Origin of the sequence: Pseudomonas machongensis (assembly GCF_034961125.1) — a bacterium.
In the GTDB taxonomy this organism is placed as follows: domain Bacteria; phylum Pseudomonadota; class Gammaproteobacteria; order Pseudomonadales; family Pseudomonadaceae; genus Aquipseudomonas; species Aquipseudomonas machongensis.
The window spans coordinates 1-21,171 of record NZ_JAYFUI010000075.1 but is presented as its reverse complement, the minus strand read 5'-3'; the positions used below and the strand labels follow the sequence as shown (position 1 = coordinate 21,171).

Annotated in this window: 28 protein-coding genes; 20 read left to right on the top strand and 8 right to left on the bottom strand. The window is 63.1% G+C overall.

The genetic code is table 11. From position 1 onward, the window contains the following. Position 1 precedes the first annotated feature (1 nt). From VA602_RS07525 to recX, 14 genes are all read left to right on the top strand, one after another. A complete protein-coding gene (locus VA602_RS07525) occupies positions 2-511 on the top strand; it encodes a phage major tail tube protein (RefSeq protein ID WP_054891039.1) in 510 nt (169 codons plus the stop codon). Positions 512-522: 11 nt separating this feature from the next. Next, a complete protein-coding gene (locus VA602_RS07520) occupies positions 523-825 on the top strand; it encodes a phage tail assembly protein (RefSeq protein ID WP_063545900.1) in 303 nt (100 codons plus the stop codon). A gap of 124 nt (positions 826-949) precedes the next feature. After that, positions 950-2,980: a hypothetical protein gene (locus tag VA602_RS07515; protein WP_323452891.1), complete on the top strand. Its 2,031-nt coding sequence runs from the start codon at positions 950-952 to the stop codon at positions 2,978-2,980. A 15-nt stretch (positions 2,981-2,995) separates the two neighbouring features. Beyond that, positions 2,996-3,841, top strand: coding sequence for a phage tail protein (locus tag VA602_RS07510; RefSeq protein ID WP_323452890.1), 846 nt, complete (start codon positions 2,996-2,998; stop codon positions 3,839-3,841). Then, the gene (locus tag VA602_RS07505) at positions 3,816-4,022 is read left to right on the top strand and encodes a tail protein X (RefSeq protein ID WP_323452889.1); all 207 of its coding nucleotides are present in this window, start codon (positions 3,816-3,818) and stop codon (positions 4,020-4,022) included. Before VA602_RS07510 ends, VA602_RS07505 begins: the two co-directional genes overlap by 26 nt. 40 nt (positions 4,023-4,062) lie before the next feature. Beyond that, positions 4,063-5,097 (top strand): phage late control D family protein, encoded by a 1,035-nt coding sequence (locus VA602_RS07500; protein ID WP_323452888.1) that lies wholly within the window; start codon positions 4,063-4,065, stop codon positions 5,095-5,097. A 25-nt stretch (positions 5,098-5,122) separates the two neighbouring features. Beyond that, the gene (locus VA602_RS07495; protein WP_197890593.1) at positions 5,123-5,707 is read left to right on the top strand and encodes a 2OG-Fe(II) oxygenase; all 585 of its coding nucleotides are present in this window, start codon (positions 5,123-5,125) and stop codon (positions 5,705-5,707) included. Between the two features lie 6 nt (positions 5,708-5,713). After that, the gene (locus tag VA602_RS07490) at positions 5,714-6,523 is read left to right on the top strand and encodes a hypothetical protein (RefSeq protein WP_323452887.1); all 810 of its coding nucleotides are present in this window, start codon (positions 5,714-5,716) and stop codon (positions 6,521-6,523) included. Positions 6,524-6,573: 50 nt separating this feature from the next. Continuing rightward, a complete protein-coding gene (locus tag VA602_RS07485; protein ID WP_197890597.1) occupies positions 6,574-7,119 on the top strand; it encodes a hypothetical protein in 546 nt (181 codons plus the stop codon). Positions 7,120-7,221: 102 nt separating this feature from the next. Next, on the top strand, positions 7,222-7,770 hold the full coding sequence (locus tag VA602_RS07480; protein WP_323452886.1) for a glycoside hydrolase family 19 protein: 549 nt from the start codon (positions 7,222-7,224) through the stop codon (positions 7,768-7,770). Continuing rightward, entirely contained in the window at positions 7,764-8,264 is a 501-nt protein-coding gene (locus VA602_RS07475; protein WP_407682499.1) for a lysis system i-spanin subunit Rz, read from the top strand. The genes VA602_RS07480 and VA602_RS07475 overlap by 7 nt, the downstream gene beginning before the upstream one ends. Before the next feature lie 59 nt (positions 8,265-8,323). After that, complete coding sequence (locus tag VA602_RS07470; RefSeq protein WP_063545892.1) at positions 8,324-8,806, top strand: CinA family protein; 483 nt, start codon at positions 8,324-8,326, stop codon at positions 8,804-8,806. Positions 8,807-8,910: 104 nt separating this feature from the next. Next, positions 8,911-9,978 carry a recombinase RecA gene (gene recA, locus VA602_RS07465; RefSeq protein ID WP_054891029.1) on the top strand — a complete coding sequence of 356 codons (1,068 nt, stop codon included), beginning with the start codon at positions 8,911-8,913 and terminating at the stop codon, positions 9,976-9,978. Positions 9,979-9,997: 19 nt separating this feature from the next. Further along, the gene (recX, locus tag VA602_RS07460; protein ID WP_197890599.1) at positions 9,998-10,468 is read left to right on the top strand and encodes a recombination regulator RecX; all 471 of its coding nucleotides are present in this window, start codon (positions 9,998-10,000) and stop codon (positions 10,466-10,468) included. A 60-nt stretch (positions 10,469-10,528) separates the two neighbouring features. Here recX and VA602_RS07455 read toward each other — a convergent pair whose 3' ends face one another. Beyond that, on the bottom strand, positions 10,529-11,647 hold the full coding sequence (locus VA602_RS07455) for an LOG family protein (RefSeq protein ID WP_054891027.1): 1,119 nt from the start codon (positions 11,645-11,647) through the stop codon (positions 10,529-10,531). A gap of 357 nt (positions 11,648-12,004) precedes the next feature. On the opposite strand from VA602_RS07455, the gene VA602_RS07450 reads away from it, so the two are divergent. After that, the gene (locus tag VA602_RS07450; protein ID WP_054891026.1) at positions 12,005-12,208 is read left to right on the top strand and encodes a hypothetical protein; all 204 of its coding nucleotides are present in this window, start codon (positions 12,005-12,007) and stop codon (positions 12,206-12,208) included. Between the two features lies 1 nt (position 12,209). Here VA602_RS07450 and VA602_RS07445 read toward each other — a convergent pair whose 3' ends face one another. Beyond that, complete coding sequence (locus VA602_RS07445) at positions 12,210-12,632, bottom strand: quorum-sensing-regulated virulence factor family protein (RefSeq protein ID WP_323452885.1); 423 nt, start codon at positions 12,630-12,632, stop codon at positions 12,210-12,212. A gap of 222 nt (positions 12,633-12,854) precedes the next feature. Between VA602_RS07445 and VA602_RS07440 the strand changes: the two genes are divergently transcribed. From VA602_RS07440 to VA602_RS07430, 3 genes are all read left to right on the top strand, one after another. Beyond that, the gene (locus VA602_RS07440; RefSeq protein WP_065862255.1) at positions 12,855-13,565 is read left to right on the top strand and encodes a tRNA-uridine aminocarboxypropyltransferase; all 711 of its coding nucleotides are present in this window, start codon (positions 12,855-12,857) and stop codon (positions 13,563-13,565) included. Between the two features lie 256 nt (positions 13,566-13,821). After that, positions 13,822-14,472, top strand: a complete 651-nt coding sequence (gene erdR, locus VA602_RS07435) for a response regulator transcription factor ErdR (protein WP_054891023.1) — start codon at positions 13,822-13,824, stop codon at positions 14,470-14,472. A gap of 72 nt (positions 14,473-14,544) precedes the next feature. Further along, complete coding sequence (locus VA602_RS07430) at positions 14,545-14,910, top strand: diacylglycerol kinase (RefSeq protein ID WP_323452884.1); 366 nt, start codon at positions 14,545-14,547, stop codon at positions 14,908-14,910. A gap of 3 nt (positions 14,911-14,913) precedes the next feature. Here the strand turns inward: VA602_RS07430 and finR are convergent, their stop codons facing one another. After that, positions 14,914-15,840, bottom strand: a complete 927-nt coding sequence (gene finR, locus VA602_RS07425) for a LysR family transcriptional regulator FinR (RefSeq protein ID WP_054891021.1) — start codon at positions 15,838-15,840, stop codon at positions 14,914-14,916. A 121-nt stretch (positions 15,841-15,961) separates the two neighbouring features. On the opposite strand from finR, the gene fpr reads away from it, so the two are divergent. Then, positions 15,962-16,741 carry a ferredoxin-NADP reductase gene (fpr, locus tag VA602_RS07420; protein ID WP_323452883.1) on the top strand — a complete coding sequence of 260 codons (780 nt, stop codon included), beginning with the start codon at positions 15,962-15,964 and terminating at the stop codon, positions 16,739-16,741. 66 nt (positions 16,742-16,807) lie between these two features. Here the strand turns inward: fpr and tsaA are convergent, their stop codons facing one another. From tsaA to rimO, 5 genes are all read right to left on the bottom strand, one after another. Further along, complete coding sequence (gene tsaA, locus VA602_RS07415) at positions 16,808-17,503, bottom strand: tRNA (N6-threonylcarbamoyladenosine(37)-N6)-methyltransferase TrmO (protein ID WP_323452882.1); 696 nt, start codon at positions 17,501-17,503, stop codon at positions 16,808-16,810. Positions 17,504-17,510: 7 nt separating this feature from the next. Beyond that, positions 17,511-17,972 (bottom strand): YehS family protein, encoded by a 462-nt coding sequence (locus tag VA602_RS07410; protein WP_054891018.1) that lies wholly within the window; start codon positions 17,970-17,972, stop codon positions 17,511-17,513. 49 nt (positions 17,973-18,021) lie between these two features. Continuing rightward, positions 18,022-18,732, bottom strand: a complete 711-nt coding sequence (locus tag VA602_RS07405) for an rRNA pseudouridine synthase (RefSeq protein WP_323452881.1) — start codon at positions 18,730-18,732, stop codon at positions 18,022-18,024. 111 nt (positions 18,733-18,843) lie between these two features. Next, the gene (locus tag VA602_RS07400) at positions 18,844-19,302 is read right to left on the bottom strand and encodes a GNAT family N-acetyltransferase (RefSeq protein WP_323452880.1); all 459 of its coding nucleotides are present in this window, start codon (positions 19,300-19,302) and stop codon (positions 18,844-18,846) included. A gap of 109 nt (positions 19,303-19,411) precedes the next feature. Further along, positions 19,412-20,743, bottom strand: coding sequence for a 30S ribosomal protein S12 methylthiotransferase RimO (gene rimO / locus VA602_RS07395; RefSeq protein ID WP_063545885.1), 1,332 nt, complete (start codon positions 20,741-20,743; stop codon positions 19,412-19,414). 268 nt (positions 20,744-21,011) lie between these two features. On the opposite strand from rimO, the gene VA602_RS07390 reads away from it, so the two are divergent. Beyond that, a partial coding sequence (locus VA602_RS07390) for a KUP/HAK/KT family potassium transporter (RefSeq protein WP_323452898.1) occupies positions 21,012-21,171 on the top strand: 160 nt, incomplete at its 3' end.

Here is a 21,171-nt window from a genome sequence, read left to right as displayed (position 1 = left end):
CATGGCAATGATTCCCGAAACCCTGGCCAACCTGAACCTGTTCGTCGACGGTGTGAGCTTCCAGGGCGATGTACCCAGCCTGACCCTGCCCAAACTGACCCTGAAAATGGAAGAACACCGTCCCGGTGGCATGGACATGCCCGTCGAGATGGACCTGGGCATGGAGAAGCAGGAAGCGGCCTTCACCACCACCGGCGTGCGCCGCGAGTCGCTGAAGTTCTTCGGCCTGGCCGATGGCACGGCCTTCAACGGCACGTTCCGCGGCGCCTTCAAGGGCCTCAAGGGCCAGATCAATCCGGTCATCGTCACCCTGCGTGGCTCGCTCAAGGAAGTCGACATGGGCGACTGGAAATCCGGCGACAAGGCCGAGATCAAGCACAGCGTCGCACTCAGCTACTACAAGCTGGAGGTTGATGGTCGCCTGGTCTACGAGATCGATGCCCTGGGCATGAAGCGGGTGATCGACGGTGTCGACCAACTGGCGGCGCAGCGTACTGCGCTGGGCCTGTAAAGGAGGTGTTCATGGCTCAGGAAAACCGCCAGCCCCAGTGGCTGAACCTTGCAGCCGACCGCGTCACGGTGCGTTTGTCGCGTCCGAGCGAGGCCAATGGCATTCAGGTCGACAGCCTGACGTTGCGGGCCCCGACGGTGCGTGACATGCGCAACGCCCAGGCCGGCGGCGCCAGCGACGACGAGCAGCGCGAGCTGAACTTGTTCGCCTCGCTGGCCGAAGTTGGCATCAAGGACCTCGAAGGCCTCACCCTGAAGGACTACGGCCGCTTGCAGGCCGGGTATTTTCGCCTGGTGCAGGACGACGAGGTTTGACCCGACCCGGCAGAAGGCCGCCGCAAGGCGGCTGGCCAAGGAGCTGAACTTTTCCGCGAGCGAAATCATGACCATGTCGTTCAGCGACATGGTCTGGTGGCTTTCGGATTGAGAGGATTAACGGATGGCGAACAAATCAGGGATTGCCCTGGGGGAAGCCGTCGCATCTGGCTCGGCTTTCCCTGGCGCGCTCGATGACTATCGCGCCAGGTTTACCGATCATTGGGCGCCTTACGGCAAGGCGCTGCAATCGTTTTCATCACCGCTGGATATCTGGCGACCAGGCCCGTATCCATCGGTCGTGCCACAGCTGTCGAACTGGCAAGGACTCACTCCGGCACTGGAGCACCAGCCGTTACCCTTGGCTGCCCAGGAATGGCGCGCATCCAACTCACCCCCGTTCGAGTTGCCCGCTCAGATCGTACATGCGTACCCCCAGCCTCGGCCGCGCGCAGGCTCAACTCCCCGGATCAACGCGGATGCACCTGAAGCCCGACAAGGGGTGGTGTCGGGGGAGGGCGAAGCAGTTTCGTCAGCCTCTGCTGATCCCACGCCGAGCCGAGCCACTGCCCGTACTCGAGCAGGGGCTGCGGCCAGGGAGGCTGCCTCTGCAACAAAGTTGGATTTGGGGTTGAAGCTCTTCCACACCGCTTCCACCGCCACCACGGCGAAGGAGCAGGCAGTGGGCTATCTCAGTGCGGTTGGGTCGGCAGTCGGCACATTAGGCGGCAAGGCCTTGGGAGCGGCGGTGCCGCGCTGGGGCACGATGGTTTCGGAGGTGGGCGGCGTTGCCTTCGGTATGGCCGGCGACAAGCTGGGCGCCTGGGCTGGCGAGCGGGTCACGAACCCTGCATCGGAGACAGCCAAGGACAAACCGCCATCAACGCCGGTATCGACTCAGTCGAAACCTGACGCGGATCCTTATTCGACGCTGTCTGGCTCAGTCAAGGACGCGCTTACAACTGCTGCGGTGGTGGGCGGGGGTTATGCCAGCTGGGAAGTACTCAAGCGGCGTTACACCAACCCAGGTGCTGTCGCTGGGACCGCCAAGGGCGTCGCAGAGAACCTCAAGGCATTGAAAATACCCCTTGCTTCGATGTTCATCGAGGCGGGTGCAAAGGCGGCCTATACCTATGGCACGGCGCAAACCCGTGAAGAAAGGTGGAGCGGTTATGGCGGCGCGGCAGGGGGCCTGATCCTTGGCGGCGCCCTGGGTGCCGCCGGATCGTTGCTGGGTCCGATCGGTACCACGATAGGGATGTCGGTTGGCAACTTTGTGGGCGATCAGGTTGGGTCGGCGTTAGGCAAATATTTGGCCACCCAGTACCCGGAGCCTGCCTCCACAGCACAGCCGGTACGGCGCGGGTTGTCGGCCAAGGTAAGCGGTACTGCACAGGAGCAGAACCCGGAGCGCGCCAGGACGTCGGGACCGCCGTCTCCTCTTCGACTGCCGGGACTTATGGCGCAGTTTGCAACCGCCGCAAGCGGTTCATCGCAACGGCGGCCTTCGATGTTGACTATGCCGAAGCCGGGTTCGACTGCTGACATTGCCGGCATGGACAAGGCTCTCGTCAGAGATCTGTTGAGGCCTCCTGTGAATGAAGGGAGGGCAGCAAGTGTGGTGGCCAAGCAACGGGTTGCAGGCGCCATCGCTGAGCCTCGTGCATGGCCTCCGGCGATTCCTGGTCTTTCGTTGGTCCCCGGTATCGTGCCTTCTCCCAGATTCGAAAGTCATGGCGCCAGCGTTGCGCCCGCTGCCGTAAAGGTCGAGCTCCCTCGATCGCCTCAGAAGCCGTCAAGGCCGGCTGCTGTACTGAGGTTGTCGAAGGTTGCGGTGCAGGCCTCAGCGTCTGGACGTTCAGCTGTAATGGACAAGCCCGCAGTAGAGGTGCAGGTACCAGCCGCGCAGTTGTCGGTGCCGCCGCAAGCCAGCGTCCTGCCAGATGCTCTGCCGCAAGCCCCGGCCCAACCGGTCATTACCAGCGGGGCTGGCCAACCCTTCAACTTCACCACCAACATCCCCATCACGCTGCAAGGCGCCGCTGTTGCACACGACCAACTCGCCACCGACCTGGAACTGGCTGTGCGCCGGGTACTGGAAGAGCGGCAAAGAGCTGATGAAGCGCGTCTGGCAGACCCTCTACGACAATTTTGAACCGGAGGGACATTCATGACCTACCTGGAGCAGTTGCAGGCCGCACTGCATGCACTGGTCAAGGCGGGCGAGGAGGGGCGTCGGCGTGCCGGCGCCATGCTCGACCCGATGAACCAGGCCGTGGACCACGTCAAGGAAGCCGCGGCTGAACTCGAAGCATTGCCTTGGATCGGTCCGGCCATCGGCAAGCGCCTGCAACGTACCCTGCGTGCCATCGACTCGGCACAAGGGCGTGTCAACAAAGTGATTGCCCGCTACGACAAGAGCGTCGACGAGGTGCGCAAGGTGCAGGAGCGTGTCGATGCGTTCTCCGAACACCTAGGCAAGGCTGGCGCGGCGATCCGCAAGGTGGTGGGCGATACCCGCGCGGTGGCAAGCGGGGTGCTCGTCACCTTCGGCTTCGCACCGCTGACAACGCCGACCGCCGAAGCGATCAAGCCATTCCCGCACCTGCTGGTGCTGCAACCGCTGAAGGCCAATGCCACACCGTACTACTTCAACCTCGATACCGCCGCGTTTGACCAGTTGCGTCGCCAGACCCGCTTTCGCTGGGCCGCCCAGGAACGCCTGAGCCGCGACAGCGCGCAGCAGGCCGTCGGCCAGGGCGAGGAGACGATCAGCATCCGTGGTGCGATCTTTCCCTCCTTCAAGGGCGGTCTGGGCCAACTGCAGACCCTGCGCAGCATCGGTCGCCAGTTGCTGCCCCTGAGCCTGACCACAGGGTACGGCGAGGTGCTCGGCAACTGGTGCCTGACCAGCATCGACGAAGACCAGAGCAACCTGCTGGCCGGGGGCATTCCACGCAAACAGGGTTTTTCACTGGAGTTCACCCGCTATGGCGAAGATCTGCAAAACGTCTGACGGCGACCTGCTCGACACCCTCTGCCAGCACTACTACGGCCACCTCAACCGCACGGTCGAAGCTGTGCTGGAGGCCAATCAGGGGCTGGCCGACGAAGACCAGCCCCTGCGCGCCGGCGTGATGATCCTGCTGCCGGCCCTGCCCACTGCCACGGTCAGCAGCGTGCAGCTCTGGGACTGAGCGCAGGCCCATATCCACACCGACAACGGAGGCATGAGTCATGCAACCTGTCTTCAGCATCAACGCCGATGGCAAGGACATCACCGCCCTGATCAACGACCGCTTGTTGCTGCTGCGCACCACCGACAAACCCGGCATGGAGTCGGATACGTTCGAGCTGCGCATCGATGCCCGCGACGGTGCCCTGGCCCTGCCGCCTCGCGGCGCGGTGCTGGAGGTGCACCTGGGCTACGCCGGGCAGCCACTGACGCTGCTGGGGCGCTTCACCGTCGATGAGGTCGAGCTGTCCGGGCCGCCGGACACCCTGGTGATCCGCGGCAAGGCCAGCGACCTGTGCGGCAGTGGCAGAACCATCCGCAGCGGCAGTTGGGAGAATGTTCCGCTGCAACGCATCATCGCCGAGATCGGTGCGCGCAACGGCTGGCAGGCGATCTGCCCGGTCACCCTGAACGTGCCGCGTATCGACCAGTACAGCGAGTCGGACTTCAACTTCATCACCCGTCTGGCCCGCCAGTACGACTGCACCGCCAAACTCGCCAACGGCCAGCTGCTGGTGCTGCCGCGCCAGGGCGGGCAGAGCGCCAGCGGCAAGACGCTGGGGCTGGTGACGCTGCGGCGCAGCGACGTCAGCCAGTGGCAATTTCGCCTGGACGACAAGGCCACTCGCAAGGCCGTGCGCACCCGTCACCAGGACAGTGCCAGCGGCGAGCTCAAGGTGGTCGAACTGAGCAACGCCGAAAGCTCGGGCAGCCAGCGTCCTGTTCATACCGACCGCCACCTGTACCCCAATCGCGCCGCCGCCGAACAGGCTGCCCGCGCACGCCTGGCCAGCTTCAATCGCGAGACTGCCAGCGTGCGCCTGGACATGCCTGGTCGCACCGACCTGTTCGTCGAGCGCAGCATAGAGGTCAGTGGTTTTGTCGACGGGCTCGACGGCCAGTACCTGATCGACTCGGTCGAGCAGGTGTTCACCGGCTCTGGCTGGCGCACCACCGTGCAGTGCAACGGTGGCAAGGCGGGCAAGGCCAAGAGTGCCGGGCGTGCAGCGGGCAGGCCCGCTTCTCTCAAGGCCTAGGCCGTTTTCGACAAGGAGTCTCTTCATGCAATCGAGTTTCAACCCGGATGCGATCCAGGTGCTGGACGACCTGCTCAGCCCCAAGGAGCTGTCCATGCTCGCCCAGCGGCTGGCCGGCCCTGTATGGCGTTTCGGCTGGGCGCAGCACTACGGCGTATTGGACCGACCGTGCTGGCATGCCTTCATTGCCGGCAGCGCACGCGAACAACGACAGGACTGCGAGCAGGAACTGCGTGAGCGCGCAGGCTGGACGTTCCTGGCCGACTGGTGGGCCGGCTTCAAGGACAGCCATCTGCCGCAGGCAACATTGCTTGGGGTCTACGCCAATGGCCAGACCAGCGGCCAGGACGGCCCTATCCACCGCGACAATCGCCCGGATGAGCCGGGCAAGACCCTGGTCATGTTCTGCAACGAACACTGGGCTTCGGCCTGGGGCGGCGAGCTGCTGTTCTTCAACGCCGCCAAGACCGATGTGATCAAGGCCGTCCTGCCCAAGCCCGGGCGAATCGTGCTTTTCGACGGACGCATTCCCCACAGCGCCAGATCGCCCGCCGCAAGCTGCAACCGCTTGCGCGTGAGCCTGGCTTTCAAGACCCTCATCAAGGAGTAGATAACCATGGCTGGAACAGTCGAACTGATCGTCGGCTATGTCGACAAGGCGGCAGGCACCGGTGCAGCCGGCACGTCGCTGATCGACCAGTACAACAGCGACAAGGAGGGCTTCGCCCTGGTCAACCAGAGCACCCAGACGGTTGCGACAGTGGCCGGGGTGACTTCCATGGTCAAGCTCACAGCCGGCTTCACGCCGTTCCTGAGCGTGACCACCAACACGCTGGCCGCGACCACCGTGTTCGTCAAGATCACCGCGGAGTACCGCACCGAGCAGCCGTTCAACACCGGCGATGTCATCAGCCTGGTGGGCAACGTTGCCGGCGTGGTCGGCGGTATTGCCCTGCTGGCCGGGTTCGGCCCTGCAGCGGCCTTGTTCACGGCGGTCGGTATTGGCGCCAACGTCTCGGGCATCATCACCTCCGACGTCAGGAACAACCTCTACCAGGCGCTGGTGAAACCGGTTTGGGAGCAGTATTTCAGCGCCAATCCCCAGGCCAGCTACCCCGACTACTGGGTGGCGCCGGACCTGAAACTGGCCACGCTCGCCGAGCTGGGCGCCTACTACGCTGATCGCATCGCCACCAGTCACTGGGATCCGGCAACGGGGGCGGTATCGCTGTCCAGTGACAGCCGGAGCGTCTATGACGAGGGTGCGGCGGCTGGCGGCGGGGGAGGGGGCTATGTCGAAGGAGGCAGCTCCGGTACTGCGCCTGTGGTCTACCCCGATCTGCCGGACGCCTGGATCGATATCGGGCCGATCGAGATCGTGAACCCGGGCGATGTGTACCTGGGCAGCGATCAATACCATCGCTGAGGTTCATGGTAGGGTTGCGCTCCAGCCCAACGGTCATCGATAACGGACATATGGCTTCACTCGCCTCTCAGCTTTCTGCGCTCACCCCCCGCCAGCGTTTCATCGTCCTGCTGCTCCTAGCGATCTGCTTCCTTGCGTTCGCCGCGATCTATGCGCGGGGATATCGCGACGCTCCTGCGTCGGATGACACCCGGCTGGTCACGCTCGACGGTCGACTGACGACCCACCCCCAAGTCTGGAAGCCCCAGCCCGAGTTGGTCAGCTTTGGCGTGGCCTACGACCTGGACGGTCAGCGTCGGCAGCAGGGTTTGTATGCTTATCGCAGTGCGTTCGAGCAGGCGGGAATCGGTATGGGCACCGTGCTCAGGCTGACCGTGGAAGGCTCCGGGCGGGTGCGAGCTCTGGCCAGTGAAGAGGGCCGTATCCTGTTCGATGACCGGCTCAACCAGCAGGTCATCGAGTGGAACAATATTTCGATCCGGCGCGGTGTAATCGTCAGTGGCGTCATGTCGGCTGCAGCGCTGGCCTTCGCGCTGCTGACCGGCTGGCGGCACCGGCGGCGCATTTTTTCCCGAGGCGGTGCTGCCGAAGGCTGACGTCTCGCACCGATCCTCTGCGCCATCGTCCAGGACGCAGTCCACACCCCACTCCCAACCCAGGCTTGCCTGGGTTTTTTTTGCTTGCCAGGGAGGTTCTGCATGCTCACCGAGCGGCAACTCATTCAGATCTATCCACTCGCCGGCCAGCGTGTCGGCACGTTTCTCACACCTCTCAACGAGGCCATGGCCCGTTGGGAAATCGACCATCCCAAGCGCATCGCCGCCTTTCTCGCCCAGGTCGGTCATGAGTCCGGCCAGTTACGCTATGTGAAGGAACTGGGCAGCGATCGCTATCTTTCACGCTACGACACCGGCCCGCTGGCCCTGCGCCTGGGCAACACGCCCGAGGCCGACGGTGATGGCCAGCTGTATTGCGGTCGCGGCCTGATCCAGGTCACCGGGCGCAACAACTACCAGGCTTGCAGCCGTGCGCTGTTCGGTGATGAGCGGTTGCTGGCGCAACCCCAGCTACTCGAGCAGCCACGCTGGGCCTGCGAGTCGGCGGCCTGGTTCTGGCAGTCGCGCGGGCTCAATGCCCTGGCCGATCGTGGTGAGTTCAACCGCATCACCCGACATATCAATGGTGGGCTCAATGGCCTGGATGAGCGCCTCAAGCTCTGGGCCAGGGCTCGGGAGGTATTGTGCTGAGCCGCCTGCAGTTTGCTGCGTACGTTGCCTCGGTAGTGTTGTCCGCCGCGTTGGCCTGGCAGGTTCAGGCCTGGCGCTACGAGCGTCTGCTCGCCGAGTCGGACGAGTTGCAGGCGCGCCAGCGGGTGGAGCAGGCCGAGGTGCTCAACGAACAGCTGCGCAGTGAGCGCGAGCAGCGCCAGGCGCTCGAACGACGCCTGCACGACAGCGAGTCGACTCATTTCCAGGAGCTTACCGATGCGCAACACAATCAGGCTCGGCTGCGTGATCGCCTTGCTACTGCCGATCTGCGCCTGTCGGTCCTGGTCGAGCGCGACGCCGCCTGTTCCACAATGCCTGCCGCCACCGGCGCCAGCGGCGTGGATCATGGCGCCGTACGCGCCCGACTTGACCCGGCGCATGCTCGACGAATTATCGCCATCACCAACGACGGCGACCGGGGGCTGATCGCCCTGCGCGCCTGTCAGGCGTACATCCGCGCGCTGGCGCCGTGAATCCTTGCCTGGGGGGATGAGGGTGGTAGGGTAGTGCGCAGTCACGCAAGGAGCCTGCCATGGACCCGATCACCGTACTTTCTACCCGCCTGGGCGAACACCTGCGCCGCTTCAATGCGCAGGTGACCACCGCCGAGTCCTGCACCGGTGGTGGCATCGCCGAAGCGATCACCCGTATTCCCGGCAGTTCGGCCTGGTTCGAGGCGGGTTACGTCACCTATTCCAACGCCCAGAAGACCCGCCAGCTTGGCGTCCCCGAGGCACTGTTCACCCAGGTTGGCGCCGTCAGCCAGGAGGTTGTCGAGGCCATGGTCCGTGGTGCCCAGGCCGCCAGCGGCGCGCGGTTTGCCGTAGCGGTCAGCGGTGTCGCCGGGCCGGATGGCGGCTCGCCGGCCAAACCGGTAGGCACCGTGTGGCTGGCCTGGGGCGATGGAGCCCGCGTGATCAGCGAGCGTCGCCACTTCGAGGGCGATCGCGAGGCGGTGCGCCGACAGACGGTGATCGCTGCGTTAGACGGCTTGTTACAGCTTGGTGCCGAGTAAATCGCTCGACGGGGGTTTGCGGAAACGAATCCCTGTGGAATAATACTGGCTACTTATACAGGTATTCCGGCCATCAGGGCCAAGTCGAACACGTGAGGATTTCAATGGACGACAACAAGAAGCGCGCCTTGGCTGCGGCCCTGGGTCAGATCGAACGCCAATTCGGCAAGGGCGCAGTCATGCGCATGGGCGATCACGAACGCCAGGCCATCCCGGCCATCTCCACCGGCTCGCTGGGCCTGGACATCGCCCTCGGCATCGGCGGCCTGCCAAAGGGCCGTATCGTCGAGATCTACGGCCCGGAATCCTCGGGCAAGACCACGCTGACCCTGTCGGTCATCGCCGAGGCCCAGAAGAACGGCGCCACCTGCGCCTTCGTCGACGCCGAGCATGCCCTCGACCCTGAGTACGCTGGCAAGCTCGGCGTCAACGTCGATGACCTGCTGGTCTCGCAGCCAGACACCGGCGAACAGGCCCTGGAAATCACCGATATGCTGGTGCGTTCCAACGCTGTCGACGTGATCATCGTCGACTCCGTGGCGGCCCTGGTACCCAAGGCTGAGATCGAAGGCGAAATGGGTGACATGCACGTCGGCCTGCAGGCCCGTCTGATGTCCCAGGCGCTGCGCAAGATCACCGGTAACATCAAGAACGCCAACTGCCTGGTCATCTTCATCAACCAGATCCGTATGAAGATTGGCGTGATGTTCGGTAGCCCGGAAACCACCACCGGCGGTAACGCCCTGAAGTTCTACGCCTCGGTCCGTTTGGACATCCGTCGTACTGGCGCTGTGAAGGAAGGCGACGAAGTAGTGGGCAGCGAAACCCGCGTCAAGATCGTCAAGAACAAGGTTTCGCCACCTTTCCGTCAGGCCGAGTTCCAGATTCTCTACGGCAAGGGTATCTATCGTAATGGCGAGATCATCGACTTGGGCGTCTCTCAAGGCCTGGTCGAGAAATCCGGCGCCTGGTACAGCTATCAGGGCAACAAGATCGGCCAAGGCAAGGCCAACGCTGCCAAGTACTTGCAAGAGAACCCGGCCATCGGTTCGGAAATCGAGAAGCAGATTCGTGAGAAGCTGCTGACCTCCGGCGCTGTCGCCGCTGCTGGCAAGGCCGCCGCCGCTGAAGCTGATGCCGACGATATGGCTGATGCTGAAGCCGGTTATTGATATCGCTGGTTGATCGCGCATGTCGTCCGTCGTACTCGACACCCCCGTCGCCGTTCGGCGGACAGCCATGGACCTGCTCGCGCGCCGCGAGCACGGTCGTGTCGAGCTGACGCGCAAGTTGCGTCAGCGCGGCGCCACCGATGAGCTGATCGAGCCTGCGCTCGATCGGCTTGCCGAGGAAGGACTGCTCAGCGAGGCGCGCTACCTGGAAAGCTTCATTTCCTATCGCTCCAACTCCGGCTATGGCCCCGCACGTATTCGTGAGGATCTGAGTCAGCGAGGGCTGAACCGTGGCGATATCGATCAGGCACTGCGCGAGAGCGGTGTGGACTGGTCGGCCCGCCTACGGGACGTCTGGCAGCGCAAGTTCGCCGGGCAACGTCCTCAGGATCCCCGCAGTCGCGCGCAGCAAACGCGCTTTCTCGCCTACCGTGGTTTTTCCATGGACATGATCGGCCGGCTGCTCAGCGGGCGCGACCTCGATGATTGACGGCCAGTACGGCTGACCAGGCAGATATCTGCCTGGTCAGCCGTACTGGCCGTTTTTCGTTCAACTGACTTTCAGCGCTTCTCGCGCATGCTGGGTCGTGTGCATGGGCTGAGGTTTTGCCCAGTTTTCCGGCAGGTTGATGAAGTCCACCAATTCACGCAGGCGCCCCTGATCGCGGCCGTTGAAGGCGAAGGTCAGGCGGGTCAGGTGATTGAAGTCGCCGACTTCATGTTCTGCGCTACTGTCGGGCTGTTGATGATACTTGCCGCTCAGGCGCAGGTCGGCAAAACCCTCCTGAATATCGCATAGCGCAGCCTCGCTCAAGGGGTGCAGCATGCGGATCACGAACTGGTTCTTCAGCCAGCGGCTCGAGTGGTAGTTGCTATAGAACTGCTTGATCTCTTCAACGGCCTCGTCGGCGCTGTGTACCAGGCGTACCAGCTTCAGGTCGCTGGGCAGGATATAGCGGTTCTCTTCCAACTGACGGCTGATGAAGTTCAGGGCATCCTGCCAGAAGCTGCCGCCAGGCGAGTCCAGCAGTACCACCGGCACCAGTGGGCTTTTACCGGTCTGGATCAGGGTCAGCACTTCCAGCGCTTCATCGAGGGTGCCGAAGCCACCCGGGCAAAGGACCAGTCCGTCGGCTTCCTTGACGAAGAACAGCTTGCGGATAAAGAAGAAGTGGAAGGGCAGCAGCTTATCGGTGCCGTCCACCGTGGCATTGGCATGTTGCTCGAAAGGCAGTGTGATATTGAAGCCCAGGCTGTTCTCGGCACCGGCGCCTTCGTGGGCAGCGGCCATGATGCCGCCGCCGGCACCGGTGATGACCATCAGCTCGGAGCGTGCCAGTGTGGCGCCCAGTTCCCGGGCCAGGGCATACATCGGGTGTTCCTGGGGTGTGCGCGCCGAGCCGAACACCGTGACTTTGCGTCGGCCCTTGTAGCGCTCGAGAGTACGGAAGGCGTGATCCAGTTCGCGCAGGGCCTGCAAGGTGATCTTGGCGTTCCAGCGGTTGGCGTCGTCGCTGGCCATGCGCAGTACGGTCAACATCATGTCGCGGTAGAGGGGCAGGTTGGGGCTGTTCGGCGCCACCAGTTGCAGTTGTTCGTCAATCCTGCCCAGGTCGATTCCCTGGTCGCTGAAGTGCTTGGACAGCAGTTCATTCGGTAGGTAAGGCATTCAACGTCTCCTTCTGCAGCAAAACCTCTGACCGGTCGATGGTGAGTACCGGCCACGACACTGCGTGTGTCGCTGGCTGCTGTGGCTCGAGTGTGCATCCCGAGCATTGCAGTAGGCCTTCAAGGCCGTGATGCAGTGGCTTGTATCCATCTTGTCTGTTTTCGTTGCGGATCCGGCAACGTCGTGGCGTCGGCAATCTCCTGTGCTTGCCGAAAATGCCTGTCGTTTGCTTTCAATCTAGACGCTGGCGCGCGATCGTGCCGGTTCGCTGAAGGTCAACCGTTCGTCTGATCGGATCCAATCCTTGCCGAGCTTTGTTTAACTGAGGGGCAGAGGGCGATGCAGGGAGGAAGAAGCATGCATCGGTTGGTCATCGAGGTGGACCTGCAGTTGTATGAACTGCTTAGGCGTGCGGCCAAGGACCATCACTTGAGCCTGGAGGGCGAGTGCCTGCGCAGGTTGCAAGGCGCCGACAGGCAATCACGTTACCTTCAGGCCCTGCTGGCGGATCTGCGCGCCGATGAAGAACAGCGGCGCGCCAGCGACGATCAGGTCGCCTGAATCACTTTTTCTTATTGCCAGCGGTGCAACTGGCAGCATCGAACGCCTGGTCCATGACCGGCTGGTTGGTCTTGTAGACGGTGAAGCGGTAGACCATCACCGCGCCCTTGGTCATCAGTTGGCGGTAGCCGGTGTTGCGGCAGACGCTGTCGCCAAGCTGGCTGCGCACCAGCGCCGGGTTTTCCAGCATGCGCTGGGCATGTTCTTCACGCACGCTCAGGTGGTTGACCAGCGCCTTGCCCTTCTCGACGGTGTAGCCTTGGTCGAGGATGTCTTCGTTGACGGCGCGTGGCGTGCCGACGCTGCTCTCCTTGGCAACCTTCTGCAGCATCTGGCTCAGCTCGTAGTCCTGCTTGGACGCTGCGTTGGCGGCAAGCGGCAGGGCGAGCATCAGGCTCAGGGTCGGGACGATAAGACGCAGCATGAATCTCTCCTGGTTCGGTGACTGGCGCTTTGACCCGCGCCGGCAGGCGGCGTTCCATGAACAGGTCGCGCTCCGGGCGCAGCCGCCGCCAAAGGCTGGATTATAAGGGAGCCTGGCAGTGGCCTGCACGGCAAACCTGCGCCCGCTCTGGTAGACTGGCACCTTTGTTTCCCGCCGAGTTGTCGCAGTGTCCATCCTATTCCCGTCGCCAGGCTTGCAGCCATGAGCCATGCGGTAGCGCGTCTGCGCGCCGAGCGTCTGGCGCGCAGCAACAAACCCTTCGTCGCCCGCGGTTCGCGAGCCGATCGCTGCCCGGACTGCCGGGTTATCGCCAGCCATTGCCTGTGCGCCTGGAAGCCTCGGGTCGACGCTCAGGCCGGCATGTGTCTGGTGATGCACGACACCGAGCCATTGAAGCCGACCAACACCGGCTGGCTGATCGCCGACCTGATCGAAGACACCTGGGCCTTCGGCTGGCAGCGCACGGATGTCGATGCGCGCTTGCTGGCGCTGCTCGAACAACCCCAGTGGCAGCCCTATATCGTCTTCCCTGGTGAGTTCGTCGCACAGGAGCGGGTGGTCAACGAAGTGGTGTGCGAGCCGGGCAAGCGGCCGCTATTCATCCTGCTCGACGCCACCTGGACCGAAGCGCGCAAGATGTTTCGCAAGAGCCCGTACCTGGACCGCTTCCCGGTGCTGAGCCTGGAGGCCGAGCAGATGTCGCGCTACCGCCTGCGCCGCTCCAAGCGTGACGATCATTTCTGCACCGCGGAAGTGGCGGCCATGTGTCTGGACCTGGCCGGCGACAACCGTGCCTCCCAGGCGCTGGATGCCTACCTTGACGTGTTCAGCCTGCATTACCTCAGCGGCAAGCGACACCTGGCACTGGACGACCAGGATGAGCCGCATCAACGCTTGCATACCTTCCTATAGTCCAAGGGGCAAGCTAGCCGGATTGGTTCATACTGTCGAGCAGGTCGCCAGGGTGGGCGAGGCCGCCGGGCAATTGGCTTGACCACCCGGACGGTGCTCGGCATCCTTGGCGCCGATTCGGCCACGACGCAGCCGCTACCGCTGGTCTGCATCGTGCCCTTGCCGCTGGCGGCGCCGCCGCCCGCGCCTTGAGTTGCCCGCCAGGCACAGGCCCCATACCCCACAGTGCCTGGCACAGAACAGGACCCCTGGATCGATGGCTACATATGAAATCCTGATTGCCGATGACCATCCGCTGTTCCGTAGCGCCTTGCGCCAGGCCGTGACCCTTGGCCTCGGGCAGGACGTACGTCTGGTGGAGGTGGCAAGCATCGCCGAACTGGAAACCCGCCTGACCGAGAAATCCGACTGGGACCTGGTCCTGCTCGACTTGAACATGCCAGGTGCCTATGGCTTCTCCGGGCTGGTCCTGCTCCGCGGGCAATACCCGCAGATTCCGGTGGTGATGGTGTCGGCTCAGGAAGAGGCGGCCGTGGTGGTCAAGTCCCGTGAGTTCGGGGCCAGCGGTTTCATTCCGAAGTCCAGCCCGCTGGAAACCATCCAGGACGCCGTGCGCAAGGTGCTCGACGGCGAAGTGTGGTGGCCGCCGCAGGCGTTCGAAAAGGTTGATGTGTCGGCCGAGGCCAAAGCCGCCAGCGAAGGGCTCGCAAGCCTGACGCCGCAGCAGTTCCGGGTGCTGACCATGGTCTGCGAAGGTTTGTTGAACAAGCAGATCGCCTACGAGCTGAGCGTTTCGGAGGCGACCATCAAGGCCCACGTCACCGCGATCTTCCGCAAGCTGGGCGTGCGTACCCGGACCCAGGCCGCCTTGCTGCTGCAACAACTTGAATCGGTTTCAGCCAACTGAGCCTTCCGGCTTCACGCTTTTTTGACCCAGGCTGGACTAGCCTGCAGGTCTTTTTCAGGTGAATTGACTCACATGTCGCCATTCAAGGGCCAGACCGGCCTGAAACGCATCTTCAATGCCGCCGGCTATTCGCTCGACGGCCTGCGCGCCGCCTTCAAGGGCGAGGCTGCCTTCCGCCAACTGGTGCTGCTCACTGTGCTGCTGATCCCGACTGCCTTCTGGTTGCCGGTCAGTCGCGGCGAGCGTGCGATCCTGATCGCCGTGTGTCTGCTGGGGCTGATCGTCGAGCTGCTCAACTCGGCGGTCGAGGCTGCCATCGACCGCATTTCGCTGGACCGTCACCCCTTGTCGAAGAACGCCAAGGACATGGGCAGTGCTGCGCAGTTGGTGGCAATGAGCATGGTGGCGCTGGTCTGGGGCGTAATCCTGCTCGGCTGACGCTCAGGCGATGGTCGGCAGCACGATCTCGTCGCTGCGCTGCACCCCCGCAGTGAAGCTGCGGCACAGCTCGAGAAACTCACGCATGGCTGAGGTCTGGTACTTCTGCTTGTGCCAGATGAAGTAGAACTGGCGCAGCAGATCCAGCTCCGGGGTTTCCACTGCCACCAGGCTGCCGCGCCTGAAAGCGTCGCGCAGCGCGAGGCGTGAAATGCAGCCGATCCCCAGACCCGACTCCACGGCGCGCTTGATCGCTTCCGTATGTTCGAGCTCCAGGCGGATGTTCAGGTTGGCGCGGTGGTGGCGCATGGCCTGGTCAAAGGTCAGGCGGGTGCCTGAGCCTTGTTCGCGCAAGATCCACGCCTCCTGGGACAAGGCCTCGATATTGGCGCGGCCGACCTTGGCCAGTGGATGCTGCGGAGCGCAGAACACCACCAGTTCGTCCTCGACCCAGGGTTGCACCTCCAGGTCAGGGTGGTTGCAGTCACCCTCGATAAGACCCAGGTCAATTTCGTAGTGCGCCACCTGTTGCACAATGTGCGCTGTATTCTGCACGTGCAGCTTGACCTGGCTTTCCGGGTGCACCTGCATGAAGCTGCCGATCAGCAGCGTTGCCAGGTAGTTGCCGATGGTCAGGGTGGCGCCGACGGCGAGCGAGCCGAAGCCGGACTTGCCGTTGAGCAGGTCTTCGATTTCCTTGGCCTGGTCGAGCAGGGCTACTGCCTGGGGCAGCAACTGATGGCCCAGGGCGTTGAGGCTCAGGCGCTTGCCGGCGCGATCGAACAGCTGGCAGCTGGACTGGCGCTCCAGTTCGGTGATGGAAGTACTGGCCGCCGACTGCGACAGGGCCAGTACATTGGCCGCTCGCGATACGCTTTGATGCTGGGCGACGGCGACGAAGACTTGAAGCTGGCGGAGAGTGAATCGCATATCTATATAACCGATAAGTCATATCTTGATAATTCAGTTAACAGATATTCTCGCTGCCCCTAAACTATCGCGCAACTGCGCGTCTTGCGCGCGCCGCGTTTTTCTTCAGGAGCCCCACTAGATGAGCAACATGAACCACGAACGTGTCCTCAGTGTGCATCACTGGAACGACACCCTGTTCAGCTTCAAGTGCACCCGTGATCCGGGCCTGCGCTTCGAGAACGGTCAGTTCGTGATGATCGGCCTGCAGCAGGAAAGCGGCCGTCCGCTCATGCGTGCCTATTCGATCGCTTCGCCGAACTGGGAAGAGCATCTGGAGTTCTTCAGCATCAAGGTGCCGGACGGTCCGCTGACCTCCCAGCTGCAGCACCTGAAGGAAGGCGACGAGATCATCATCAGCAAGAAACCGACCGGCACCCTGGTGCTGGACGACCTGAACCCGGGCAAGCATCTGTATCTGCTGAGCACCGGCACTGGCTTGGCGCCGTTCATGAGCGTGATCCAGGATCCGGAAACCTATGAGCGTTTCGAGAAGGTGATCCTGGTCCATGGCGTGCGCTACGTGAACGAAGTCGCCTATCGCGAGTTCATCACCGAGCACCTGCCGCAGAACGAGTTCTTCGGCGAGGCCGTGCGCGACAAGCTGATCTACTACCCGACCGTGACCCGCGAGCCGTTCGAGAACCAGGGCCGTCTGACCGACCTGATGCGCAGCGGCAAGCTGTTCAGCGACATCGGCCTGCCACCGATCAACCCGCAGGACGACCGTGCGATGATCTGCGGCAGCCCGAGCATGCTCGACGAGACCAGCGAAGTGCTCGACAGCTTCGGCTTGAAGATCTCGGCGCGCATGCGTGAGCCGGGTGATTACCTGATCGAGCGCGCATTCGTCGAGAAGTAAGGCGAATTGCGGCATAAAAAAACGCAGACTTGGGTCTGCGTTTTTTTATGCCTGGGGAGTGCGAACTCAGGCTTCGCGCGCAACCTCCAGCACTCGGATCACCTCCGGCTGCGGATAATGCCAGCGCACCTGCACATCCCAGAATTTCACTCCGTAGACCCGTTCCGGCGCTGGTACCTGATAAGCCGGGCGTGGATCCTGGGCCAGACACTGCTCGATCAGTTCTACCAGTGGTTCTGCCAGGCGCAGAGCGTGCTCGTGGGCCTGGTGCAGGGCGCTATCGCTCCACTGCACGTTGATCGGCAGTGGCGCATCGCTGGCCATCTGGTTGATGGCATTGTCGATGCTGTCGGCGTAGGGCACATAGGGTTTGATGTCGAGCACCGGCGTTCCGTCGAGCAGATCGATACCTGACAACAGCAGGCGCCCAGGCTCGACAGCTTCAAGGCGTACCACCGATTGGCCAATACCATTGGGACGATGGGTGGCGCGCGTGGCGAACACGCCCATGCTCTTGTTGCCGCCCAAGCGCGGCGGGCGCACCTTCAGTCGGGGCTTTTCCTCCAGTGCTTGATGGAACAGGAACAGCAGCCACACGTGGCTGACCTGCTCCAGGCCCTGTACCGCGTCACCCTGGTCGAACGGCGGCAGCAGCTCCAGCACGCCACGTGCGGCGGGCGCCAGGCGCGGCTGGCGGGGGATGGCGAACTTCTCCTTGAAGCAGGAATGGACGATGCCCACCGGTGTGACGCTGTGCTGCATGATCGGCTCAGCCACGTACGCGAAGGGTCAGGCCCTTGAGGAAGTTGCGCAGCAACTGGTCCTGGCAGGGGCGGTAGTTGTCATGCCCTACCTTGCGGAACAGCGCGCTGAGTTCGGGCTTGGACACCGCGAAATTGACCGACTTGAGGATCGCGTGCAGGTCGTCTTCCTTGAGCTCGAAGGCCACCCGCAGCTTTTTCAGAACGGTGTTGTTGGTCACCGGCAACTCGACGGGCTGGGGTGCACGGCTGTCGTCCTTGCCACGGCGGTGGATCACCAGGCCATCGAGAAAATGGGCCATGACGCGTTCCGGGCAGCGCACGTAGCCGGCTTCGTCTTCCTTCTTGATGTAGCCGGCAAGCACCACCGGGTTCACTTCAAGGCCGGACAGGGCGATGATTTCGGCCATCTTGGCGTCGTTCACCTTGAGCATGTAGCGCAGGCTGCGCAGGACATCGTTGTGGTTCATGTGACTCGAATCCTTTTCAGGGCCGCACCTGGCGGCGCGGCGGTATCGCTTAGAAACGTTCGCTGGCGGCCAGGTAGCGCCACTGGCCCAGGGGCAGCTTGCCCATCGACACACCACCCAGGCGAATGCGACGCATACCGAGCATTTCCAGGCGAAGGTAGGCGCACAGTTCGGAAATCTGCCCAGGCTGCGGGTTTTTCAACACCAGGCGCAGGTGGGTTTCGTTCTGCCAGCTGGCCTTGGCCCGCGGCAGTTCCCGGTCATTGCGCGTGGCACCACGGGCCAGGCGCTCGAGCGCCTGCGGTGTGGTTTCACCGCGTACTTCGATGATGTATTCCTGCTCCAGGCGACGCAGGTCGGCGTCGATCTTGCGGTTCACCCGCCAGTCCTGGGTGAATACCTGCAGGCCGCTGGCGCCGCGTTCGAGCGGGGCGAGGCAAGCCAATCTGGCGAAGTGCCCGTGCAGGGGGCGCACGCCTTCGCGGTGGGCTTCGCTGAGGCTTGCCATGTTCATGCTGGCGCGGGCAGCTTCACTGTCCTGGCCCTTGGGCTGGTTGAGCAGCAGGGTGACCGGCTCCAGTGTTTCGGCACGGGCACCCGGGAGCAGTTCGACACGCTGAGTTTCAACCTTGAACTGCGGTTGCTCGACAACGACTCCATCGACCGTGACCCAGCCGCCCTCGATGTACAGTTCGGCCTCGCGGCGGGAGCAGCCGAGCTGTTCGATGAGGCGTTTGGACAGGCGGACGGGTTCGGACATGAGCAGACATTCGCAGGGCAGGGAAAGGTGTCCATTGTACCCGTCCGAGCCGTGCTGCGGCTGGGAATCTGTGCCATTTCGGCCATTTGCACAGCGGTTGCGGCGCAGTTGCTAGCCCTGTGTGCGGATCAGTCGCATATGCAGCAGTGGATACGGCTGGCCCAGGCCATCGGTTTCCGAGCGGCCCGCTATCTCGAAGCCCTCATGCAGGTAGAAGCCCAGCGCCTGGGGGTTCTGTTCGTTGACGTCCAGGCGATCGGCATTGAGCTCGGAAATGGCGTGATGCAGCAGGCGCTTGCCAACGCCTTGGCCGCGGTGCTCAGGGGCGACGAAGAGCATGTCGACACGGCCGTTGGCGACGCCGGTAAAGCCGAGGATCCTGCGTCGAGTGTCCCGGCAGCAGACCAGCATCACGGCGTCCAGATAGCGGCGCAGTACATGGTCGCGCAGCAGCACGATGTAGGCGTCGGGGAGAAAATCATGAGTAGCGCGCACCGACGCTTCCCAGATACGGACCAGCTCGGGGTAGTCGCTGTAGTGGGGGGTATGTAGCGTCAGGTGCAAGGACATTCTGTATTCCTCGGGTAGTGAGGAAAACATAGATGCTGCAGCACCGGTGTGCGGATTTTTTCTGTCTGGCAGGCCCTTTCGCGGTGTTATGCGCGAAAGGGCGTGACGATCAGATGGGCTCGGCCCACATGTCGTATTCGTCGGCATCGACAATACGGCAACGGACCTTGTCGCCCGGCTTGAAGCCGTGGTCACCGTCGATGAACACGCTACCGTCGATTTCCGGCGCGTCGAAGAAGCTGCGACCTACCGAGCCCTGTTCCTCGACCTCGTCGATCAGTACCTCGATCTCCTTGCCGATACGCAGTTGCAGGCGTGCAGTGCTGATCGCCTGCTGGTGGGCCATGAAGCGGTCCCAGCGATCCTGCTTGACGTCATCCGGGACTTCTTCCAGGCCCAGGTCGTTGGCTGGGGCGCCTTCGACCGGCGAGTACTGGAAGCAGCCGACGCGGTCGAGCTGGGCTTCGGTCAGCCAGTCGAGCAGGTATTGGAAGTCCTCTTCGGTCTCGCCGGGGAAGCCGACGATGAAGGTCGAGCGGATCACCAGTTCCGGGCACTGCTCGCGCCAGTTCTTGATGCGCGCCAGGGTACGGTCCTCGAAGGCCGGGCGTTTCATGGCCTTGAGCACCTTGGGGCTGGCGTGCTGGAACGGGATGTCCAGGTACGGCAGGATCTTGCCGGCGGCCATCAGCGGGATCACGTCATCGACGTTGGGGTAGGGGTAGACATAGTGCAGGCGCACCCAGGCGCCCAGGCTGCTCAGGGCTTCGCACAGCTCGAGCATGCGGGTCTTGACCGGGCGACCGTTCCAGAAGTCGGTCTTGTACTTGACGTCGACGCCATAGGCGCTGGTGTCCTGGGAAATCACCAGGATCTCCTTGACGCCAGCCTTCACCAGGCGCTCGGCCTCGCTCAGCACTTCGCCGACCGGGCGGCTGACCAGCTTGCCGCGCATCGACGGGATGATGCAGAAGCTGCAGCTGTGGTTACAGCCTTCGGAGATCTTCAGGTAGGCGTAGTGGCGCGGGGTCAGCTTGACACCCTGCGGCGGCACCAGGTCGATCAGCGGGTTGTGGTCCTGGCGCGGTGGCACCACTTCGTGCACAGCGTTGACCACCTGCTCGTACTGCTGTGGGCCGGTGACCGACAGCACGCTGGGGTGCACGTCGCGAATGGTGCCTTCCTCGACACCCATGCAGCCGGTGACGATGACCTTGCCGTTTTCCTTGATCGCTTCGCCGATCACTTCCAGCGACTCGGCCTTGGCGCTGTCGATGAAGCCGCAGGTGTTGACCACCACCACGTCGGCGTCTTCGTAGGTCGGAACGACTTCATAGCCTTCCATGCGCAGTTGGGTAAGGATGCGCTCGGAGTCGACCAGGGCCTTGGGGCAGCCCAGGGAGACAAAGCCGACCTTCGGCGTGGCGGGAGTGGTGGACATGACTAACCTCGGTATTGAAACAGGTCGCGCCTGCCAGTGGCGGCGCGATCCGGGCGGGCGTTTTTGGCGCCTCTGATCAAAAAGTGCGCAATTCTAGCGAGCGCAAGGTCGCTTGACCAGCAGAAAAGCGACGAGCGCTGCGCTATGCTTCGCGCCGTTGTGTCCGGGTAACAATGATAGCCGGATGACGACAGCGGTCCGGGCGCTGCGAGCATGCCGCCCGGTGCGAATACTACCGGCCCCGAAGGGCCGTCTGCGGGAGTGGTCGATGGTTCAGGCAAGCAGTCACGCCGAGGGCGGGCATGGGGCGGCGCGCCCTTTGTGCCTGCTGGTGGCAGCTGTGGGGGTGGTCTATGGCGATATCGGCACCAGCCCGTTGTATACCCTCAAGGAAGTCTTTACCGGCGGTTATGGCGTACAGGTCGACC

Bases quoted from the DNA above. Each gene is read 5' to 3' on its own strand.
- VA602_RS07525 (WP_054891039.1), top strand. From the start codon at position 2: ATGGCAATGATTCCCGAAACCCTGGCCAACCTGAACCTGTTCGTCGAC.
- VA602_RS07515 (WP_323452891.1), top strand. From the start codon at position 950: ATGGCGAACAAATCAGGGATTGCCCTGGGGGAAGCCGTCGCATCTGGC.
- VA602_RS07430 (WP_323452884.1), top strand. From the start codon at position 14,545: ATGTCGCCATTCAAGGGCCAGACCGGCCTGAAACGCATCTTCAATGCC.
- VA602_RS07520 (WP_063545900.1), top strand. From the start codon at position 523: ATGGCTCAGGAAAACCGCCAGCCCCAGTGGCTGAACCTTGCAGCCGAC.
- rimO (WP_063545885.1), bottom strand. From the start codon at position 20,743: ATGTCCACCACTCCCGCCACGCCGAAGGTCGGCTTTGTCTCCCTGGGC.
- VA602_RS07505 (WP_323452889.1), top strand. From the start codon at position 3,816: ATGGCGAAGATCTGCAAAACGTCTGACGGCGACCTGCTCGACACCCTC.
- VA602_RS07470 (WP_063545892.1), top strand. From the start codon at position 8,324: ATGGACCCGATCACCGTACTTTCTACCCGCCTGGGCGAACACCTGCGC.
- VA602_RS07495 (WP_197890593.1), top strand. From the start codon at position 5,123: ATGCAATCGAGTTTCAACCCGGATGCGATCCAGGTGCTGGACGACCTG.
- finR (WP_054891021.1), bottom strand. From the start codon at position 15,840: ATGCGATTCACTCTCCGCCAGCTTCAAGTCTTCGTCGCCGTCGCCCAG.
- VA602_RS07500 (WP_323452888.1), top strand. From the start codon at position 4,063: ATGCAACCTGTCTTCAGCATCAACGCCGATGGCAAGGACATCACCGCC.
- fpr (WP_323452883.1), top strand. From the start codon at position 15,962: ATGAGCAACATGAACCACGAACGTGTCCTCAGTGTGCATCACTGGAAC.
- erdR (WP_054891023.1), top strand. From the start codon at position 13,822: ATGGCTACATATGAAATCCTGATTGCCGATGACCATCCGCTGTTCCGT.
- VA602_RS07405 (WP_323452881.1), bottom strand. From the start codon at position 18,732: ATGTCCGAACCCGTCCGCCTGTCCAAACGCCTCATCGAACAGCTCGGC.
- recX (WP_197890599.1), top strand. From the start codon at position 9,998: ATGTCGTCCGTCGTACTCGACACCCCCGTCGCCGTTCGGCGGACAGCC.
- VA602_RS07445 (WP_323452885.1), bottom strand. From the start codon at position 12,632: ATGCTGCGTCTTATCGTCCCGACCCTGAGCCTGATGCTCGCCCTGCCG.
- VA602_RS07400 (WP_323452880.1), bottom strand. From the start codon at position 19,302: ATGTCCTTGCACCTGACGCTACATACCCCCCACTACAGCGACTACCCC.
- VA602_RS07480 (WP_323452886.1), top strand. From the start codon at position 7,222: ATGCTCACCGAGCGGCAACTCATTCAGATCTATCCACTCGCCGGCCAG.
- VA602_RS07490 (WP_323452887.1), top strand. From the start codon at position 5,714: ATGGCTGGAACAGTCGAACTGATCGTCGGCTATGTCGACAAGGCGGCA.
- tsaA (WP_323452882.1), bottom strand. From the start codon at position 17,503: ATGCAGCACAGCGTCACACCGGTGGGCATCGTCCATTCCTGCTTCAAG.
- VA602_RS07485 (WP_197890597.1), top strand. From the start codon at position 6,574: ATGGCTTCACTCGCCTCTCAGCTTTCTGCGCTCACCCCCCGCCAGCGT.
- VA602_RS07450 (WP_054891026.1), top strand. From the start codon at position 12,005: ATGCATCGGTTGGTCATCGAGGTGGACCTGCAGTTGTATGAACTGCTT.
- VA602_RS07455 (WP_054891027.1), bottom strand. From the start codon at position 11,647: ATGCCTTACCTACCGAATGAACTGCTGTCCAAGCACTTCAGCGACCAG.
- VA602_RS07510 (WP_323452890.1), top strand. From the start codon at position 2,996: ATGACCTACCTGGAGCAGTTGCAGGCCGCACTGCATGCACTGGTCAAG.
- VA602_RS07410 (WP_054891018.1), bottom strand. From the start codon at position 17,972: ATGAACCACAACGATGTCCTGCGCAGCCTGCGCTACATGCTCAAGGTG.
- VA602_RS07440 (WP_065862255.1), top strand. From the start codon at position 12,855: ATGAGCCATGCGGTAGCGCGTCTGCGCGCCGAGCGTCTGGCGCGCAGC.
- recA (WP_054891029.1), top strand. From the start codon at position 8,911: ATGGACGACAACAAGAAGCGCGCCTTGGCTGCGGCCCTGGGTCAGATC.